Raw genomic sequence first — 18,829 nt, 5'->3', positions numbered from 1 at the left:
ACCAGCTGGCGCAGGGGTCGGGACCCGCTAGAGAACGATGCCCGAGAAAGCCAGGGCCTGCCGGACGAGGTTCCCGCGGCCGCCGTCGAATTCCTGCTGGACGTTCTCGCTCAGCACCTCTTGCGGCGTCATCCACGTGAGTTCCAAAGCGTCCTGGCGGGGTTCGCATTCGCCGGTCACGGGAATGATGTAGGCCAGCGAAACGGCGTGCTGGCGGTCATCAGTGAAGCCTGTCTGAGACGGAGCCGGGAAATATTCGGCCACCGTGAAGGGAACAGGGCTGATGGGCAACTGCGGGAAAGCCAGGGGGCCGAGGTCCTTTTCCATGTGCCGCAAGAGCGCTGCACGAATGGTTTCCCGGTAGAGAACACGGCCGGACACAAGGTAGCGGACCATGTTTCCGTCGGCGTCGCCCTGAAGGAGGGTGCCCACTTCGTTCACATAACCGAGCGGATCCAACCTGACCGGAACGGCCTCCACGTAGACCATGGGGAGGCGGCCGCGGGCTTCGAAGAGGTCTTCATCTGAAAGCCAGCCTGGATACGGGTCGGGTGTACGTACGCTCATGGTTAAGTTCTACCGCATCCCCAGCCGAACTTCCTTGGCAGCAGCGCCGTGGCTGCGGCGTTACGCTCTCGGCTGTATTACGCGGCCGTGACTGGTGACTTCTCCACCACAATCGACGCCGGTGCCGCGCCGCTCACAGCATCCGGGTTGGCGACGTACAGGACGTCTTCGGTGATCCTGGCCTCGATGTCCGCAGCCTTGAGGCGCTCAAGCAGTGGTTCCAACTCGCCGTCGTACTCAAACGCGAGGTCCCCGTTGGTGGCGTCCGCGCCGTGAATAATCTGGAGGATGCCGCCGTTCTTGGTGGTGAACGTGGCCGATTCGTCGTCTTCTGTGCGCTGCCGGGCGCCGATGTTGCGGAGAACATTTGCGGAGAATGCCACCAAGGGGCTGACCCACGTTGCTACCACCGTGAGTGCTGGGTCTGCATCGCTTGACGTGGCCCAGCTGCCATCCGCTGCCCGTGACGCGGGGAAAGCAAAAAACTCGAAACCGTCGTCGGCCGAGATACGCACCGTGGGCCCGTAGGAGGCTTCGTGGAGTTCTGCCTGGGTGCCGTCTTCCTCGGTGCGGCGTGCGAATTCCTCCAGGTTTCCCACCTCCACGCTGAAGATGGTGTAGCCATCAAGGGGGTGGCCGTGCTCCAGGCGACCCAATGCGACGCGACCCGAACCGGCGTCGAACTCCTGCCAGTCGCCGTCGTCCACCGTCTTCACCAAACCCAGCGCCTGCAGCAGCGTGGCCCACTGCTCAAAGTGCGATGTGTAATGGATGGGGCGGGCTCGCAACATTGGTCCTCCTGGGCTGGGTCCTCGCGGTTCGGGTGTCCGCTCCCAGCCTATGCCGCGTGGCCCTGCCGGGCGCGGTGCGTTTCACAGGAGAATGAACCCATGCCCATTGAACTTGAGGAACTTCTTGTCGCAGACGGCGCCGCCTGGCGCGCTTGGCTTTCGGAGCATGCCGCTGAGAGTCCCGGCGTGTGGCTGATCCTGCACAAGAAGGGCGGCAGCATCACTGAGTTGGACTACGACGCCGCCCTGGACGAGGCCCTGTGCTTCGGCTGGATTGACGGCCAAGCGAAGAGCCGCGACGCCGAAAGCTACTTCCAGCGAATGACGCCCCGCGGCCGCAGGAGCATCTGGTCAGCACGGAATGTGGGGCACATTGCGCGACTGGAATCCGAGGGCAAAATGACCGATGCCGGACGAGCTGCCGTCGAGGCCGCAAAAGCGGATGGACGCTGGGAGGCCGCCTACGCCGGGCCAGCCGATTCCGTGGTTCCGGATGACCTCGCGGCAGCCATCGCCGCAGTCCCTGAGGCCCAGGCGATGTTCGATTGCCTGACCTCCCAGAACCGCTTCGCCCTCATTCACCGCACCAACGGGGTCAAACGGGCAGACACCCGCGCTCGCAAGATCGCCGGTTTCGTGGAGATGCTTGCCCGCCATGAGGCCCCATACCCGCAAAGGAAGCGTCCCCTTTCCAGCGACAGCTAGAGCGTGGCGGCAGCTTCCAACGCCATCCAAGCTTGAAGCTGAGTTGAAAGCTCGACGGCGGCCCCCACCGGATATGTTTCGCTCGCCGGTCGCTGGGGGTCGAAAGAGAACACGATGGCTGGAGTTCCCCTGCGGCCCTTGGCCTGGTTCGGGTCCTCGCGGCGCCCGGCCCAGAACGCTTCGGCTGTGCTGCGAACCAAGGACCTGGCCGTTTCCCTGGTTGTGGCCGGGAGCCTGGCATCCCGGGCTGCCAAAGCCACATAGCGCAGCAGGATGCCGGTGAATAGGCCACCATCGCCCGTCCCGTCACCGCGGATTACCTGCGTGCCGGGCAGAGTCAGCTCGCGTTTCACGGCGTCCACAAGCAGGGCGGCCCTGCGCAGGTTGTCATCACCGCCCAGTTCCAGCAAGGCACCGAGGACCGGGCCTTGGTTGTAGGTGTAAATGGCCTCATCCACCACCACCTTGCCCTGACTCATCCGAAGCCCGTCCCGATACACGCCACGGTCCGGGTGGAGGAGCTTGCTGTTGAGCCAGTCCACCAACTTCTGTGCGCGCTCTGCGTGGTCTGTCCGGGAGTAGTACAGGGCCACCGGGGCGGTGGCAGGCGTGTTCTTGAAGTCCCGTTTGGTGCTCCAGAAGGTGCCGCCACCAAAATCTTCTGTTGACGCCGAATCGAACTGCAACGTCAGGCTCTTGCGGACATACGCGTTGCGCCGCCGGCCAGGTTTCCTGGTCTCCTCCGCCAGCTTCTCCAGACGCAGCGTGGCGAGTGCCAGCCACGCCATGTCGTCGTAGTAGTCGTTGACGAAGCGCAGCAGATTCCGCAACCGGATTGTGGTGACCAGCCGCGAAGCGAGCCGACCCGCGCTCGGGCGGGAGTCGCCGTCGAACTTTGTTTTGCTCGCGAGTTCACGGCGGCCGGCGTCCACCAGGCAGTCGACGTAATGCGCCTGCCACCAGTAGTGCCAGGGGCCGGAGAGACTCTTGATGGTGCGGCTGGGCAGGCTCACTGCACCCAGGTGTGTACCTGGCAGGAACAGCAGGCGCCTGCCGAAGCTTCGGGTCACTGATCGCGCAGCCTGGTTGGCACGCGCCGCCCACTCGGTGGCGTCTGTGGAGGGGGCAGGCTTCCCGGCTGGATCGATCTGACTGGACATGCAATTAGCCTAGCCGGGCAGGGGAATTCGCCTTTCAGGGCGGGCAGTGTGCGCTTCCCCACAATTCCAGTTAACATGCATTAACGGATTTGGGTCTGCATCAAGGAGGATGAATGGACATCAAGGGCACGGTCGCGCTGGTAACCGGCGGGGCATCAGGGCTGGGGGCCGCTTCCGCGAAGCGCTTGTTCGACGCCGGAGCCTCGGTGGTCCTGGTGGATCTGCCGCAATCGGCTGGTGACGCATATGCGGCCGAGCTTAATGCGACACGTTCGGGTGAGGGGGAGCCGGGTCCACATGCTGTCTTTGCTCCCGCAGACGTCACCAACGAATCCCAAGTCCAGGCCGCCGTCGATGCCGCCGTAGCTTTGGGACCGCTCCGGATCGTCGTCAATTGCGCAGGCATCGCAACGCCGGGGAAAGTCCTTGGCCGCGAAGGCGTACTGCCCTTGGAGAACTTCAACAAGGTCATTCAGATCAACCTTGTGGGCACCTTCAACGTGACCCGCTTGGCCGCTGCTGCCATGGTGGAAACCGAACCCGTCTCCACGGAACTGGGTGGGCCCGAACGCGGCGTCATCATCAACACTGCCTCCGTGGCCGCCTTTGAAGGCCAGATCGGCCAGCCAGCCTACGCCGCATCCAAAGGTGCTGTCGCAGCCATGACGCTCCCCTTGGCGCGGGAGTTCGCGCGTTCACTGATTCGCGTAGCCACCATCGCCCCTGGCATCTTTGAAACGCCCATGATGGCGGGACTTTCCCAAGCGGCCCAGGACTCACTTGGACAGCAGGTCCCGCATCCCGCACGCCTGGGCCGTGCCTCGGAGTACGCAAACCTGGCGGCCCACATCGTGGAAAACGCCATGCTCAACGGGGAGACCATCCGACTCGATGGCGCCATCCGTATGGGACTCAAATAATGGGCGATTACAACGGCATTCCGGGGTCCTTACCTGGAACGGTTGTGCCCGGTAGTTCCGGTTCGGGCGGGCCAGGCCCGTCGTCCGTAGCGGACCTTCCCACGGCTGACTTCTTCGACTTCGAATCCCTGCTCAGCGTCCAGGAGCAACGGAAACTCAACGAACTCCGGGCTTTCCTTGCCTCCGAGATCGCACCATACGCCGGGCAGTGGTGGGAGAAAGCAGAGTTCCCCGAACACATCCTCCCTAAGCTCGCGGCCCTCCGGCTCAGCGCGCCCGCCCAGCGCGGATATACCCACCTTTTCGCCGGCCTGGTCATAGCCGAGATGACACGCGTCGACACCTCGATCGCGACGTTCTTCATGGTTCACCACGACCTCTTCGTGGAGTCGCTGTACGACTTTGGCAGCGACGCCCAGCAGGACCGCTACCTCGACGACGCCTCCAACCTCCGCACTACCGGCGCCTTCGCGCTTACGGAACCGGATCACGGCTCCGACGTCGCCGGCGGCATGGAGACCACTGCCCGCCGTGTTGAGCGGGCAGATTCCGACGGCGGCGATTACTGGGTGATTAACGGCGCCAAACGCTGGATTGGGAACGGGACGTTCTGCGACTACATGTTGGTGTGGGCCAAGGACGAAACAGACGGCGCCGTGCGTGCCTTCATCGTTGACGCATCCTTGCCGGGCATCACGCGGAGCCGCATCGAGAACAAGATTGCCCTGCGGACCGTGCAGAACGCCGACATCGTGTTTGTGGACGTGGAGGTAGCTGAGGCAGATCGCTTCGCCGGCATCAGCAGCTTCGTGGACACCAACCACCTGCTCCGTGGCTCCCGCATCATGGTGGCATGGCAGGCCGTTGGCCAACAACTGGCAGCCTTCGACGTCGCCCGGCAGTACGCCGTCGAACGCATGCAGTTCGGTAAGCCGCTGGCCAAATTCCAGCTCATTCAGCAACACCTTGTGGACATGCTGGGAAACGCGGTGGCCAGTATGGGGATGATGGTCCGAATAGCGCAACTGCAGGAGGACATCTTCACAGATGCGCAAGGAGTGCGGCACGGAGGCGCAGAGATGGCGCAGGTGGCGCTCGCCAAGGCCTACTGCAGCGCAAGGATGCGGGAAACCGTGGCGTTGGGCAGGTCAATCCTGGGCGGGAACGGAATCGTTACCGATTACCGCATCGCGAAGATCTTCGCCGACGCCGAAGCCATTTACACGTACGAAGGCTCCTACGAAATCAACTCGCTGATCGTTGGCCGTGCAGTTACAGGGGTTTCCGCCATCGCCTAGACCTGCCCGGCTCAGACCGCCGTGGCTGTCCGGGCGCTAGTCCTGCGGAAGCTTCTCTCCGGCTTCCACCCGAACATCGATTGAATTGCCCCGGACAGGCATTGGGCATGTGCCGTACGGAGTGAATGCACTCGGGTAGTTGATGGCGCGGTTGAAGTCGATCACCACGGACCCGTCTGGCCGGGGCCGGGGGATGAACACCTTGCGCCATTCGTCCGTGGTCTCTCCGTTGGTTTCATCGTGGAAGGTTACGTTGAGCGCGCCCAGTTTCTCCTCCTCAGCGTGCAATCGGATTTCGTGGGGAACACCCGGTACCCGGAACGCCACTTCGCCCACTGACCGGTGGACACCGTCCACCAAGGGGTTCGCCGTGCCGATGGGCACGTCCTTTGGCTCATCGTAGGATTCAAACCGGCCCTCGATAACCCAGGCGGGGTTGTATTCGTAGGTGGGGACACCTTTGAACCCAGTCAATACGGGGGAGTTGTTGTCGCGGGTGCGAACAGCGTACTTGTCGGCGCGCATGGCGAGTTCCACCACAACTTGCTTGCCGTCCTTGCCTCCAAACTGCACCCACATGAGCGACTCTTCGTCCTGAAGTGTGGCCGAGATGGTCCCGTCGACGCCCTGTCCCGTCTCCACGAGCGTGAGCCCATCCGCAGCGCTCGCCGTCAGGAAAGCTGTGGTGCCGTCGGTGGACCACAGGCCAGGGACAAGTTCGACCTCGGAAGGTTCGGCCTCAAGCCATTGGAAAGATGTGAGCGTCAGCCAGCCGTGTTCGGTGGCAAGAGCTGCATTTCGACCTGCACGGAACCGCTCCCAACGGGCGAGTTGGGCGTCGGTTGCGGTGGTGGGCGAGCTCATGGTTCTCCTCGGCGGGTTTGCGTCAGTTCGTGGCGGTTGCACTTGCCTCAACTATGCGCCGGGCTTGGGCATTCCCCGAATCCATAAGACCTGAACCGAAGCTATTACCTTGGATCGGCTCGCGCTGGCCCTGATTCATGCCAGCGCGAGCCGGGATTGATGGACGGAAACGATGGGCCGCTCACGACGTGCCCAACCCATCGTCGCCGTGTTGGCTATTGCGGTCGGATTCTTAGTGCGACCGCTGCCCGTACTTCCGGGCACCTGCAAAGGCAAACAGGGATCCCGCGGCCAGAAGCGCCGCAGCAATGAAGATGAACCCCTGCCCCTGGGCGCCGGTGTTGGCCAGCTGCTCAGGGCTATCCGCCTCGGTGGGTTCCGCAGGTTCCTCGGGAATCACTACGACCATGGGATGAGTGATGCTCGGGCTCGGTTCCGGAGTTGCGGGGGGTGTGCTGATGCTCGGAGTTGGCGTCGCGGGTGCTGTGCTCGGGCTCGGAGTGGGTGTTGGGGTCGGGGTCGGAGCCGGCGTGGCGGGTGCTGTGCTCGGGCTCGGAGTGGGTGTTGGGGTCGTATCGACCGTTCCGTCGCCCGTTCCGCTCGCGACGCTTCGACGCGTCTCGGCACCAACGGGGTGCTGTTCGCCCGAGATGTTGACTGTTCCGTTGTTCTCGTAGACATCCAAGGAAGAGTCGGTCACTGTTGTGACCACGAAGAGCTCCACGTGTTCGCCTTCAGGAAGCCCTTGCCAACTTACTGTCAGCGACTGCGGGGTGCACTCGATGGTTGCCGGATATTGCTCGTCATCGAATGGCTCAACAATGTTGCCGGCGGCGCTCACTACCTTGCCCACGCGGGGTGTAACTTGGCTGCAATCGATTTCCATGCCGGCCGCAGGGATGTCCGTCACCACAACATCGTTGGTTTCGAAGGCCATGGGCGGCATGTAGAAGATCGACTCCAGTTTCGTCTGGGCGGGGTCTGCCCACCACATCGACTTTCCGGCAGACGTTGGCACGCCCGGGGTGCAATTCTCGGTGCAGGGTTCAGTGGTCACGGGAACCCGAACCACGCTGTCACCAACAACGAAGTTCAGCTCCTCCGTTCCTCCGCCGGTGAGCTCACGCGCGTACTGAGTAGTGAAGGAACATTTTCCGCCAACATTCAGGGGATGCGAAGCCACGAAATCGGTCAGGGTGAAGACCACCAAGCCGGCGCCATTCGCGGCTGCGGTGGCAACTATGCGGCCAGCCGGGTTCTTAAGGTCAAACGTAGTGTCGCCAAACCAGCGCAGTTCAGCGGGGAGTCGAAGACTGAAGGTGTCCCCGGGTTGCGATTTGTCGGGGACAGACCATTCACATTTCACATCCACTTGGTCCCATTGCTTGGTAACTACTGATTCCGTGCTGATGGTGATCTCCGCTTCCGGAATATTTGCCGCAGTGGCCGGAAGGGCGGTCAGCCCCAAGCCCAAGACAGCCATGACGGCGGCCAACAGCGCAGTCACCAGCGACACAGTTCTTAGATGGATCTGATTGTTCATTTTCTGGATGGTCCTTCGAATCCTTGGGTGTTGTGTTCCGTCACAGGGTGAGTGTTGGCAGCGGAGGGTTCGTGACGTTGCAGCGGGTAAAGCACCATGCGCGCAGGGCTCAGCGTCCCTTCCCCCAAAGCCTCCAGCACGGACTTGCATCCCAGTAGCCGGGACAGGCTGCGTTCTCCAAGGGGGAAAAGGATATGGACAGCAGAATTTTGGTACATGGCCATGGATCCGGTTCCGTGCAACTGCCCTTTGACGGCTTCCCCGAGCCGGGCAAGGAGTGTCCAGCAGTGTCCGCGGTTATGGCGGGGGCCGGGCAGCCGGATGATCGCCAGGGCATGCGAACCCGTGGACTCCGGCCCTAACGTGGATACCTCGTGGACCCGTCGCTGAAAGTGCGCGTAAGTGACCAAGCCTGTGTAGACATCGGTGCATGAGAGGGGGGCGGCTGTTTCTGCGACCTCCGCCCAGCCTTCCGCCAGTGATTGAAGGGCGTCGATGTCTACGGGCCGTTCCGCAGCCACAAACAACGCGCGGAAATCGCTCATGGTCTCATTGATGCCCACGCCATTCGCGGCGCGGGCCGCTCCGAGTAGTTTGGCCCTGCCGGCCGGAATCGCTGTGCCGATGGCGAGCGACGTTACGATTGTCCGGACCTCAGGCACGAACCAATCCGCCCTGAAGCGCCACCCCATCTTGTAACTGGCCGTTTGCCATCTTCGCTGCAATAGATACCGTGAGAACGCGCATTCGGCGAATGATTTTGTCCGGAACAAGGTCATATCCGAATAGTGCGCTGAACAGACGGTTCGTGACGAAGAGCTTTCCCCAAGCTTTGATAAAGACTATGTAGAAAAACGCGTCACGACTTGCCTCTACCCCCCACTCCATATGTATGGGCAGGGTTCTTTACGGTTTGGGGATGCCATAGATGGCACAGAGTTCACATGCAGTCAGCAAATCAAAAATCGACGACGATGGGCGTCTTATTGAGTTGGTCCGGGGCGGAGATATGTCCGCATTCGATGGTCTCTATGAGCGCCACGTGTCCATTGCATCCACCGTTGCCCGACGCAACGTGGACAATCCAAGCGATGCCGAGGATGTAGTGGCAGAGGCTTTTCAAGCTGTGCTGCAAGGCCTCGTGGCTGGGAGAGGACCCGATACATTCTTTCGGGCCTACCTGTTATCGACAGTTACCAGGTTGTCCCATCAACGGAACCGAAAAGCCGGCAGGGTCCTGCCCAGCAGTGATGATTCTGTTCTGGATCACGCCTTGGCCGATTCAGATGCCGCCATCAGTGCTTTCGAGTCGCGCACGGTGGCCAAAGCCTTCCGCACCTTGCCGGAACGGTGGCAGGCGGTGCTGTGGTACTTGGACGTGGAACGCATGAAACCTGCAGCCGTTGCACCCATTCTGGGGCTTTCTCCCAATGCTGTTTCAGCGCTCGCCCTTCGTGCGCGCGAAGGCCTTAGGAGGCAATACCTGCAGTGCCATATCGCAGAGCAGCCCGATGGCAGGTGTTCCGAGTTCGCTTCGAAACTCGGCAACTTCATCCGAGGTGGACTGTCAGCAGCCACTGAGCGCAAGGTTCGGGATCACCTGAACGGCTGTTCTACATGTACGGCCGCCCTCGCGGAGCTGAAGGACGTTCAAGGGAGCATGCGAGCAGTGCTCCTTCCCATGGTTACGGGTGTTCCCGTCACGATCTGGGCGGGAAAAGGCGCGGGGCTGGGCGTTTTAGGCGCGGTTTTTCCCGCAAAGGCTGCACTGATCGCACCAGCGCTCGCTCAACCGATAGTCCTGGCCGTCGTCGCGGCCGCCGGGGTGGGGCTTGTGTTGGGGTCCATAGGAATCGTTGATCACCTGACTCCGGAGACGTATTCGCAGCAGCGCGCCCTGCAGACTGGCAGTCCACCCTGGGAAAGTGAACCGGCGATGCCCACCGCTACACCTACGACAAGCAGCACACCATTCCCTGCATCTTCCTCTCCGACAGAGTTGCCTCCTGCCCCGGAGGAATTGCTACCAACCCCGGTGGAGGTACCTCCAGGGGCGCAAGTACCCACGCTGCCCCAGGTGATGCCCGCGCAGAATCAACCCGCAGCGCCCTCCGCAAGCCCGACCCCGTTTGCGCCACCAGCCCCCAGCCCGCCTCCCGCGCTCTCTGCAGGCCCCACGTCCGCCGTTCCGGCGGATGTCCACGGCTCTGTGCGGCAAATTCCGGACCGGAGTTCAGGGAGCGTCACCATGGAAATCGACTTCCAAGTCTCAGGTGCAAACCCCTTGGGTAGCGGCAAAGCGGTATTTTCGGTGGCCGCGGATGCATGGATAGAGGAAGGTTCCCTTCAAGCGCCGGTTGGATGGACCTGCGCGCTGGAGAGCCGGCGCGTTGCTATCTGTGCCAGCAGCTCTATGCAACGGGGTGATCTTCAATTCCGTGTACTGACCGACTCCAAGGGCAATAAGAAAAACCGCGAACTGAGCTACACCTTGAGTGGCCCGGGGTTGGCTCCTAACAAGTTCTCCTACAACTACTGACATCGGGACTCTGGCTGGGGAAGGCGACGCCAAAATCTGAGACACATTCTTTTGTTGAGTTCCGTGCGGGTAAGATCCCGTAGGAAACATTAGTAATCCGGCTCACAGTATCCAGCGCAGTGTACGGGCCAAACCAGATCCCGAAGGTAAGTATCAATGGTTCACACTGCCCATCAAGACACCGATCTCGCAGCCGAACTGCGTGCCGACGTGCGGCGCGTATCCACGCTTCTCGGCGAGTCCTTGGTCCGACAACACGGTCCGGAACTGCTCCAGCTTGTGGAGCAGGTCCGCTTGCTGACCAAGGAGTCCAAGGAAGCCGCACGGGGCGGCGCAGATGCCACCGGCCCTTGGAGCGCGCACGACGTCGTTGCTCAGGTCCGCGAGTTGCTCGCCTCCCTGCCGCTGGACCAAGCGACCGACTTGGTCCGTGCCTTTGCGTTCTACTTCCACCTCAGCAACGCGGCCGAGCAGGTACATCGCGTTCGTGGACTGCGTACCCGGCAGGAAAAGGACGGCTGGCTGGCAAAGGCAGTGTCGGAGATAGCCGGCCAAGCGGGCCCGCAGGTCCTGCAGGATGTGATCAACGAGCTCGACGTTCGGCCCATTTTCACGGCGCACCCTACCGAGGCATCACGTCGTTCAGTGTTGGATAAGGTCCGCAAACTATCGGACGTCCTTGCTGAGCCAACCACGGAGGGGACTTCCGCGCGGCGCCGCCAGGACCGGCAGCTCGCCGAGATCATCGACCAAATGTGGCAGACCGACGAGCTCCGCCAGGTCCGCCCCACTCCTGTAGATGAGGCTCGGAACGCCATCTACTACTTGAACAGCATCTTGACCGATGCAATGCCGGAAATGCTGACCGACCTTTCAGAACTCCTTGCCGAGCATGGCGTCACGCTCCCGGCCGCCGCTGCACCCTTGAAGTTTGGTTCGTGGATCGGTGGCGACCGTGACGGCAACCCGAACGTCACTGCTGCTGTCACCAGGGAAATCCTGCAGTTGCAGAACCAAAATGCTGTCCGGATCAGCATTGCCCTCATCGACGAACTCATCTCGGTGCTCTCCAACTCGACGGCACTCTTTGGGGCCGACCGGGAGCTGTTGGATTCGATCGCTGAGGATCTCAAGAACCTCCCCGGACTGGACAAGCGCATCCTTGAGCTGAACGCGCAGGAGCCCTACAGGCTCAAGCTGACCTGCATCAAGGCCAAGCTCATCAACACCGGTCGCCGTATTTCAGCTTCCACCTATCACGAGCCGGGCCGTGACTACGCCACCACTCCTGAGTTGCTTGCGGAGTTTGGGCTGCTTGAGGCCTCGCTGCGAAACCATTCCGCCGCATTGGTGGCAGACGGCGCCCTGGCCCGCGTCCGCAGGGCAATCGCTGCCTTTGGCTTGCACCTGGCAACACTGGACATCCGCGAACACGCCGATTACCACCATGATGCCGTGGGGCAGTTGGTGGACCGGCTCGGCACGGAAAAGCCTTACGGCGAATTGACGCGTGAGGAACGCTTCATGTTCCTTGGGGCCGAGTTGGCTTCCCGCCGGCCGCTGTCCGGCCACCCGATCAAGCTTGAAGGCACTGCGGACGGCACGTACGACGTCTTCCGGAGCATCCGCCAGGCCCTGCACACCTACGGTCCGGACGTCGTGGAGACCTATATCATCTCCATGACCCGTGGTGCCGATGACGTCCTTGCTGCAGCAGTTCTTGCGCGTGAAGCTGGCCTGATCGATCTCTTCAGCGGCAAGCCCCACGCCAAGATCGGGTTCGCTCCGCTTTTGGAAACGGTGGAGGAACTCCGGGCTTCGGCCGAGATCGTGGACCAGTTGCTGTCCGACCCGTCCTACAGGGAACTTGTCCGTCTCCGCGGAGACATTCAGGAGATCATGCTGGGTTACTCCGATTCCAATAAGGAATCGGGCGTCATGACCAGCCAGTGGGAGATTCACAAGACCCAGCGCAAGCTGCGTGACATAGCTGCCAAGCATGGCGTCCGCGTGCGCCTGTTCCACGGCCGCGGAGGATCTGTGGGCCGCGGTGGCGGACCCACCTATGACGCCATCATGGCCCAGCCGAACGGCGTGCTTGAAGGCGAGATCAAGTTCACCGAGCAGGGGGAGGTCATTTCGGATAAGTACTCCCTGCCAGAGCTCGCCCGCGAAAACCTGGAACTTTCCCTGGCCGCAGTGATGCAGGGGTCGGCCCTGCACCGTACTCCGCGCACCTCGGATGACGAGCGTGAGCGGTATGCCAATGTCATGGAAACCATTTCGGATGCAGCGTTCGCCCGCTACCGCACATTGATTGACGATCCCCAGCTTCCGGCCTACTTCCTCGCTTCGACGCCGGTGGAGCAGCTGGGTTCATTGAACATCGGCTCGCGCCCCTCCAAGCGTCCGGATTCAGGTGCCGGACTCGGTGGCCTGCGGGCAATTCCGTGGGTTTTCGGTTGGACCCAGTCACGCCAGATCGTACCCGGCTGGTTCGGCGTGGGCTCCGGCTTGAAAGCCGCCCGCGAGGCCGGCGACACCGATCAGCTTCTGGAGATGATGGACCGCTGGCACTTCTTCCGCTCTGTGATCTCCAACGTGGAAATGACCTTGGCCAAGACGGATATGGAAATTGCCGGTCATTACGTTTCGTCGCTGGTCCCGGAGGAACTGCACAGGCTGTTCCACATGATCCGCGACGAGTACGAGCTTACTGTGGCCGAAATCGAACGGCTTACGGGTGAGATTGAGTTGTTGGATGCCCAGCCGACGCTGAAGCGTTCACTCGAAATCCGCGATCAGTACCTGGACCCGATCAGCTACCTGCAAGTAGAGCTGCTCCGCCGCGTGCGCGAGGAGCAGTTGTCCGGAGGCGAGATCGACGAGCGGCTCCAAAGGGCAATGCTCATCACCGTCAACGGTGTAGCTGCAGGCCTGCGCAACACCGGCTAGCAAACCTTCTCTCACATCCCTCGGGATTCCCCGGATGCCTCTCTCACCTGGTGAGAGAGGCATCCGTCCAAGGGCGTGGGATGTGCGAGGGCGTTAGGGTAGTGGGATGCCGTCGTTCCAGACCAAGTTGAAGATCACTGGCCTTAAGCCGGGCAACGCACCCGAGTCGGTGATGGCCGCAGCCGTGGAGGCGCTGGAAACCCGCCACCATGTCGAATCGAACCAGCTCGACATCGTGGGAGGCGTACCCCAGATCAGCCTGCGCTTCACAGTGGGCGACCGGGACTACTCGGGCGAGAACGACGAAGCCCGGACGTCGGCAGCCATGATGCGTGACGCCGTCGAACGCGTTGCTATCACTGGAAGCCTTTTCGTGTTGCGTCGGAGCCGCGGCCGTTGGTCGCCGGTTTAGACCAGTTAGTCAGCCCTACTCGGGCTGCGGAACGTCGCCGGGCTTGTCGGCGTCGAAGGGTTCGTCTACGGGGGATCGGCTGCCGCGGCGCCGGGTAACGATCAATCCGACCACCACGCCGATGACCAGGCCCAGTCCCACCCCAATCAGTGAGCTGGCCCAAAAGGGAAGTTTGGTGGTGGAGCCCGTGAAGTAGCCTAAGCCGACCTGCCACACTGCCCAAAGCACTGCGCCCAGGCCGGCGCACAGGCTGAAACCGCGGACCGAAACGTTGGCGATGCCTGCCGCGGATGAGGTGGCGAGCCTTCCGCCTGGGATGAAGCGAGCGCCGATGATGGCGCCGTAGGTTGACGAACGGCCGGCTTTAGCGATGGCCTCGTGGATTCCGCGATGGACCCGGCGGCCCCACGACCACCGGTCCAGAACGTGGCTGATGCGCCGCTTAAACAGCAGGAACACTGCCATGTCGCCCAGCCAGGAAGCGAACGCAGCAAGGAACAGGATGAGCCAGAAGTTGGCGTGGCCGTCGGCTGCGAGCGCCCCGCCGGTGATCACCACCATCTCGGAGGGGATGGGCGGGAAGATGGCATCGCCCAACACAATGGGGACAATCCACAGGTAAATTGCGGATCCCCATGTCTCTGGAGCGATGATGTCCATGGGCAAAAGGTACCGCACTTGCCGCGTCCCCCGCTCGGGGGTGAGACTGGCGCCATGCGAATCGAGATTCTGCACGGTGACATCACCACCCGCCGGGTTGACGCGATCGTCAACGCCGCCAATTCGTCACTGTTCGGTGGAGGGGGAGTGGACGGCGCCATCCATAGGGCCGCGGGCACGGAACTTCTTGAGGCCTGCCGCGAGCTGCGCCGGACGCAACTGCAGGACGGACTTCCGGTAGGTGACGCCGCGGCTACGCCCGCCTTCCGGCTCCCCGCACGCTGGGTGATCCATACAGTGGGACCCAACCGGCACGCGGGTCAAACAGATCCGGCGCTGCTCGCGTCGTGCTTCCGTCAGAGCCTGAAGGTGGCGGCGGGGCTTGGTGCCCGGTCCGTCGCCTTTCCTGCGATCAGCGCCGGAATTTACGGCTGGGACGCCGGTCAGGTCGCGGAGGTAGCGTTCGACGCCGTGAGGTCGTTTTCGTCGTCAGCTTCAGCTTCCGGCGCTGAGGGCAGCCCGCTTGAGCTGGTGGAGTTCGTACTGTTTTCGGAGGAGACGACGGCGGTCTTCCGGGCTGTGTTTAACTCCTCGCCGAGGGGTGAGTCCTAGCCGCGGTTTAGCGACTCACCCGGGGTGACTGACCTCCTGCCGCTGAGGGCGCCCCACCGGGCACGCCCGCCGCGTGTTTGTGGCCGAGGAACCTGCCGGCCTTGAAGTACCAGTAGGGCCAGACGGCCCAGGACGATGCCCCCGCGATGAAGCCCGCTCCCATGATCCCGTAACGGAGCCACTCGGGCCCGGGAAGGAGGAAGCCCAGGCCAGCCAAGGGGAGGCCGATCCAGAGGGCACCGCCGATGAATCGGCCGAGCTTCGCGAGCCCCTGCGGGTAGTCCTCAACGTGGAGAAGTCTGTTGTTCGCCACAAAGAACCAAGCTCCTTGGACGACAATGGCCGCAACGGAAATTGCTGTTGACGGCCCAAAGTCCAGGACCTTGAATACCAGCAACGCCGAACTCGTGGCCCCGGCTGCGCATGCTGTTACGGTGACCCACTTCAATGGCCCGGTCCACGGTGCCTTCGGGAGACGCTGGTGAACTTTGAGGATTACCGGTATAGCGAGAACGTTGAACACGGCTCCCGTGGCATCGTTGATGGCACCGAAAACAAACGGGCCACCCTTGGGCACTTCCACGGCGTACATTGCTGCGAGGGTGGCGATACCGAGGGCACCCGCGGCAGCAGCAGAGAAGGCGAAGGCTGATGCGGCCCTGTCGCCTGGAAGCTCAACTGAGTCGCCTGGAAGCTCAACTGAATTGTCCATCTCCCGCCCCCTGCCAAACTACCCCGGAATCCTCATGGTAGTCCTGCTCAGAGTCACGTGGAATGGGTGTGGGAGGCCCTTAGCCGCGGGCTTCGCTGAGCTCCAGTTCGCTGCGATAATCCACGCGTTGCTTGCTGATGGGATCCACAAATGCGATGCCGCGGGCCAGCAACTGAAGGGGTTTGGAGTAGTCGTCCGGGGCTTTGTCCAGCAAGTCCGGATAGAAGGCGTCGTTGACGATTCCCAACCCAAGCGAGGCCATGTGCACGCGGAGTTGGTGAGTCTTTCCTGTGTGCGGTTCCAACCGGTATAACGCGCGCTGGTGAGTTCCGGCGTCGAACGTCTTTTTCTGTTCAATGCGGGTTTCCGCGTTCGGTACTCCGTCGATGACTTCCGCGAGCAGGTAACTGCGGGACTTGGTCATGCGGTTGCGGACAACCACCGGGAATTCGACGGCGGGATAGCCTGCGGCCGGCGTCGCGGCGGACACGCACTCGTATTCCTTCTGGACCTGGCGCTTCTCGAAGAGGACCTGATATTTGCCGCGTGTCTCCGGGTTGGTGGAGAGCAGCAGCAGGCCGGCCGTCATGCGGTCCAGACGGTGCATGGGGATGAGGTCCGGGAGGTTGAGCAGGTTCCGGAGCCGGACCAGCGCGGATTCCTGGATGTAGGTGCCGCCCGGCGTTGTGGGGAGGAAGTGCGGTTTGTCCACCACCAGGATGTGTTCGTCTTGGTGGAGGATGTTGATTTCCACTGGCAGGCGCGTCTCGGGCGGGAGTGTGCGGTAGTACCAGATGAAGGTGTGGTCCTCCAGCTTGGTGCTGCGGTTCAGCGGTACGCCGCCTTCGCCCACGATCTCTCCGGCGTCAAAGCGGTCCTCGATGCCCTGAGGATCGATATGGCCCCAACGATGCATCATGTAGTCCATTGCGGTGGTCCACGGTCCCTCGTCCGGCAGGCGAAGGCGGGTCGCGTTCACGCCGTCGCGCACGGGGAGGGGGGATTGCATCACTGGTCAATTCTACCGGCGTTGCGTTGTGAGGCCCGCTCTGCACCCCTGGGCGGCTCCGAAAGGCGCAGAGTGGGCCTCGCAACGGGAGAGATAGACCGACGATAAAAAAGTTCTTGACAATAAAAGTTGTCGGTGAGCATACTTGAAGCATGTTGGACATCGAAGTGATCGAGGACCCGGCCGCGGCGGAAGCGTCGCTGGATCCGATCCGCACCCGAATCCTGCAGGAGCTCGTCGAACCGGCGTCCGCCACGCAGCTGGCCGCGAAGGTCGGGTTGCCCAGGCAAAAGGTGAACTACCACCTCAAAGCCCTCGAACGGCACGGTTTGGTAGAGCTGGTGGAGGAACGGCGCAAGGGCAACGTCACCGAACGCGTACTGCGCTCGACCGCGGCGTCGTACCTGATCTCGCCTGTCGCCTTGGCGTCTGTGGCACCCGATCCGCGGCGCTTCTCTGACCGGTTCTCCGCGTTCTGGTTGCTTTCACTGGCTTCCCGAACCGTGCAGGAAATGGGCAAGCTCATCGCCGGAGCAGCCGTTGCAGAGAAGAAACTGGCCAGCTTCGCGATCGACGGCGAGATCACCTTCCGTTCCGCTGGCGAACGCGCAGCTTTCGCGGAGGAGCTCGGTGTGGCGGTGACCCAACTCGTGGACAAGTACCACGACGGCGGTGCTGCCGCCGTGGCGGGCGGCGGACGCAAGCATCGCCTCGTCGTCGTACTTCACCCCGCACTCAAAACCGGGGCACTGAAAGCACCCTCAACCCAGCACTCAGCAGAAAAGGACCAAAGCAATGACTGATAACCGGAAATTCGAAATTGAGACGGATGTCGAACTGCCCGGCACCCCTGAACGAGTATGGCAGGCGGTCACCAAGGACACCCCCGCCTGGATGTTCCCCACGGATCAGTGGCCGGACGTGAAGACCACCGAGAAATACCCCAGCCACCTTGTGTCCCGCATGGACGGCCCGGATGGATGGTTCAACCAGTTGGAGCACATCCTTGAGCCGCTGGAGGGGGGCCGCGCCAAGCTGCACTATGTTCACAGCGGGATCTTTGCCGAGAACTGGGATGAGCAATACGACGGCGCCAGCAAGCACACGGAGTTCTACCTGCACACGTTGGGTCAGTACCTACAGTACTTCGACGGCAAGCCCGTGGTTTTCACGGACATTCAGGCGCCTGCTTCTTCGCAGACGGTGGATGGATTCGTTCAGCTGAAAAAGGCCCTGAATGTGGACGGTGTAGCCGCCGGCACCGCAGTGGATGTTGACGTCGACGGCGTGGGGCGGCTGGCCGGGGTAGTGGACTTCTCCAACGAGAACTTCCTGGGCCTTCGGACCGCGGATACGATGTACCGCTTCTTCGGTCGGAACGCATTCGGCGCTCCGGTCGGGATGACGGTGCACGAGTTCAGCGGCTCCGGCGATGCAGAACTTACGGCCAAGGCCTGGGGTGCGTTCCTGGAGAAGGTTTACGCATAGCAGTTCCGGTTAGGCCGCCCAGGCCCGGGCCACGGATTCCAGGGCGGCCTCGTAGATCGTGGCCCAATCGGTGGCGGGATCATTCATCTGCGCAAGTTCCAGGCTGACGAGCCCATGGACCTGTCCCCAGATGGCCGTTGCGATGAGTGCGGGGTCGTCCTTGCCCAGATCGCCCGCTGATTGGGCGGCGACTACCGCCTCCACCAGGGGGAGCATTGAACCGGAAGCGACTGCCGGCGTCGGGCTGCAATCAACATAGGCGGCCAGCGCCCCGCCGAACATGAGGCGGTAAAGGGCCGGGTGCTCCAGCGCCCAGATGCGGTAGGCCCGGCCCAATCCCGGCAGTCCGTCTTTGACCGCAGCACGTTGGGACTCACCAAAGGAGCGGAAACCGTCGTCGACGGCGGCGGTCAGCAGTTGCGCTTTACCGCCGAAGAGGGAGTAGATCGCGGTGGTGGACGTTTCTGCCGCTGCCGCTACGTCACGAAGGGTGACGCGGGCCGGCCCCTCGCGGTCCACCAGTTCGGCGGTCACGGCGAGGAGTCGATCCTGGACGTGTTGATCATGAACTACAGGTCTTGCCATGCCATCCAG

General features: G+C 62.3%; 19 protein-coding genes. 9 read left to right on the top strand and 10 right to left on the bottom strand.

Annotation, left to right across the window (positions count from 1 at the left end; all coding sequences use genetic code 11):
- Nucleotides 1-27 precede the first annotated feature (27 nt).
- Together ACZ881_RS04495 and ACZ881_RS04490 are read right to left on the bottom strand one after the other, a co-directional pair.
- Nucleotides 28-567 carry an NUDIX hydrolase family protein gene (locus tag ACZ881_RS04495; RefSeq protein ID WP_091465301.1) on the bottom strand — a complete coding sequence of 180 codons (540 nt, stop codon included), beginning with the start codon at nucleotides 565-567 and terminating at the stop codon, nucleotides 28-30.
- Nucleotides 568-644: 77 nt separating this feature from the next.
- Complete coding sequence (locus tag ACZ881_RS04490; RefSeq protein WP_476112839.1) at nucleotides 645-1,358, bottom strand: hypothetical protein; 714 nt, start codon at nucleotides 1,356-1,358, stop codon at nucleotides 645-647.
- Nucleotides 1,359-1,457: 99 nt separating this feature from the next.
- Here ACZ881_RS04490 and ACZ881_RS04485 point away from each other — a divergent pair, with 99 nt between their 5' ends.
- Entirely contained in the window at nucleotides 1,458-2,063 is a 606-nt protein-coding gene (locus tag ACZ881_RS04485; protein WP_178993332.1) for a YdeI/OmpD-associated family protein, read from the top strand.
- On the opposite strand, the gene ACZ881_RS04480 is transcribed toward ACZ881_RS04485, so the two are convergent.
- Nucleotides 2,060-3,223, bottom strand: coding sequence for a glycoside hydrolase family 76 protein (locus ACZ881_RS04480; protein WP_476112836.1), 1,164 nt, complete (start codon nucleotides 3,221-3,223; stop codon nucleotides 2,060-2,062). The genes ACZ881_RS04485 and ACZ881_RS04480 overlap by 4 nt on opposite strands.
- Nucleotides 3,224-3,336: 113 nt before the next feature.
- Here ACZ881_RS04480 and ACZ881_RS04475 point away from each other — a divergent pair, with 113 nt between their 5' ends.
- Complete coding sequence (locus tag ACZ881_RS04475) at nucleotides 3,337-4,143, top strand: SDR family NAD(P)-dependent oxidoreductase (RefSeq protein ID WP_476112834.1); 807 nt, start codon at nucleotides 3,337-3,339, stop codon at nucleotides 4,141-4,143.
- Nucleotides 4,143-5,441 (top strand): acyl-CoA dehydrogenase family protein, encoded by a 1,299-nt coding sequence (locus tag ACZ881_RS04470; RefSeq protein WP_476112832.1) that lies wholly within the window; start codon nucleotides 4,143-4,145, stop codon nucleotides 5,439-5,441. Before ACZ881_RS04475 ends, ACZ881_RS04470 begins: the two co-directional genes overlap by 1 nt.
- A gap of 36 nt (nucleotides 5,442-5,477) precedes the next feature.
- Here the strand turns inward: ACZ881_RS04470 and ACZ881_RS04465 are convergent, their stop codons facing one another.
- The 3 genes from ACZ881_RS04465 to ACZ881_RS04455 all read right to left on the bottom strand — a co-directional run bounded on the left by ACZ881_RS04465 (nucleotide 5,478) and on the right by ACZ881_RS04455 (nucleotide 8,510).
- Nucleotides 5,478-6,305: a DUF1684 domain-containing protein gene (locus ACZ881_RS04465; protein ID WP_429331257.1), complete on the bottom strand. Its 828-nt coding sequence runs from the start codon at nucleotides 6,303-6,305 to the stop codon at nucleotides 5,478-5,480.
- Nucleotides 6,306-6,537: 232 nt separating this feature from the next.
- The gene (locus tag ACZ881_RS04460) at nucleotides 6,538-7,848 is read right to left on the bottom strand and encodes an Ig-like domain-containing protein (protein WP_476112829.1); all 1,311 of its coding nucleotides are present in this window, start codon (nucleotides 7,846-7,848) and stop codon (nucleotides 6,538-6,540) included.
- Nucleotides 7,845-8,510 carry a hypothetical protein gene (locus tag ACZ881_RS04455; RefSeq protein ID WP_476112827.1) on the bottom strand — a complete coding sequence of 222 codons (666 nt, stop codon included), beginning with the start codon at nucleotides 8,508-8,510 and terminating at the stop codon, nucleotides 7,845-7,847. The genes ACZ881_RS04460 and ACZ881_RS04455 overlap by 4 nt, the downstream gene beginning before the upstream one ends.
- A 266-nt stretch (nucleotides 8,511-8,776) precedes the next feature.
- Here ACZ881_RS04455 and ACZ881_RS04450 point away from each other — a divergent pair, with 266 nt between their 5' ends.
- The 3 genes from ACZ881_RS04450 (at nucleotide 8,777) to ACZ881_RS04440 (ending at nucleotide 13,754) form a co-directional block, all read left to right on the top strand.
- Nucleotides 8,777-10,387 (top strand): sigma-70 family RNA polymerase sigma factor, encoded by a 1,611-nt coding sequence (locus tag ACZ881_RS04450; RefSeq protein ID WP_476112825.1) that lies wholly within the window; start codon nucleotides 8,777-8,779, stop codon nucleotides 10,385-10,387.
- A 156-nt stretch (nucleotides 10,388-10,543) separates the two neighbouring features.
- A complete protein-coding gene (gene ppc, locus ACZ881_RS04445; protein ID WP_179018765.1) occupies nucleotides 10,544-13,342 on the top strand; it encodes a phosphoenolpyruvate carboxylase in 2,799 nt (932 codons plus the stop codon).
- Between the two features lie 106 nt (nucleotides 13,343-13,448).
- Nucleotides 13,449-13,754: a hypothetical protein gene (locus ACZ881_RS04440; protein WP_091465316.1), complete on the top strand. Its 306-nt coding sequence runs from the start codon at nucleotides 13,449-13,451 to the stop codon at nucleotides 13,752-13,754.
- A 15-nt stretch (nucleotides 13,755-13,769) separates the two neighbouring features.
- On the opposite strand, the gene ACZ881_RS04435 is transcribed toward ACZ881_RS04440, so the two are convergent.
- A complete protein-coding gene (locus ACZ881_RS04435; RefSeq protein WP_091465318.1) occupies nucleotides 13,770-14,414 on the bottom strand; it encodes a DedA family protein in 645 nt (214 codons plus the stop codon).
- Nucleotides 14,415-14,468: 54 nt separating this feature from the next.
- On the opposite strand from ACZ881_RS04435, the gene ACZ881_RS04430 reads away from it, so the two are divergent.
- On the top strand, nucleotides 14,469-15,026 hold the full coding sequence (locus ACZ881_RS04430; RefSeq protein ID WP_476112822.1) for an O-acetyl-ADP-ribose deacetylase: 558 nt from the start codon (nucleotides 14,469-14,471) through the stop codon (nucleotides 15,024-15,026).
- Nucleotides 15,027-15,033: 7 nt separating this feature from the next.
- On the opposite strand, the gene ACZ881_RS04425 is transcribed toward ACZ881_RS04430, so the two are convergent.
- Together ACZ881_RS04425 and ACZ881_RS04420 are read right to left on the bottom strand one after the other, a co-directional pair.
- Complete coding sequence (locus tag ACZ881_RS04425; RefSeq protein WP_476112820.1) at nucleotides 15,034-15,738, bottom strand: hypothetical protein; 705 nt, start codon at nucleotides 15,736-15,738, stop codon at nucleotides 15,034-15,036.
- A gap of 79 nt (nucleotides 15,739-15,817) precedes the next feature.
- Nucleotides 15,818-16,747 carry a pseudouridine synthase gene (locus ACZ881_RS04420; RefSeq protein ID WP_476113851.1) on the bottom strand — a complete coding sequence of 310 codons (930 nt, stop codon included), beginning with the start codon at nucleotides 16,745-16,747 and terminating at the stop codon, nucleotides 15,818-15,820.
- Nucleotides 16,748-16,899: 152 nt separating this feature from the next.
- Here ACZ881_RS04420 and ACZ881_RS04415 point away from each other — a divergent pair, with 152 nt between their 5' ends.
- A complete protein-coding gene (locus tag ACZ881_RS04415; protein ID WP_476112818.1) occupies nucleotides 16,900-17,550 on the top strand; it encodes a helix-turn-helix domain-containing protein in 651 nt (216 codons plus the stop codon).
- On the top strand, nucleotides 17,543-18,235 hold the full coding sequence (locus ACZ881_RS04410; protein ID WP_476112816.1) for an SRPBCC family protein: 693 nt from the start codon (nucleotides 17,543-17,545) through the stop codon (nucleotides 18,233-18,235). Before ACZ881_RS04415 ends, ACZ881_RS04410 begins: the two co-directional genes overlap by 8 nt.
- Nucleotides 18,236-18,244: 9 nt before the next feature.
- On the opposite strand, the gene ACZ881_RS04405 is transcribed toward ACZ881_RS04410, so the two are convergent.
- On the bottom strand, nucleotides 18,245-18,820 hold the full coding sequence (locus ACZ881_RS04405) for a TetR-like C-terminal domain-containing protein (RefSeq protein WP_476112814.1): 576 nt from the start codon (nucleotides 18,818-18,820) through the stop codon (nucleotides 18,245-18,247).
- Between the last annotated feature and the right edge of the window lie 9 nt (nucleotides 18,821-18,829).

This window comes from Paenarthrobacter sp. TE3676 (assembly GCF_056279165.1).
The sequence above is the reverse complement of the archived record's forward strand: the minus strand, read 5'-3'. Positions and strand labels throughout refer to the sequence as shown.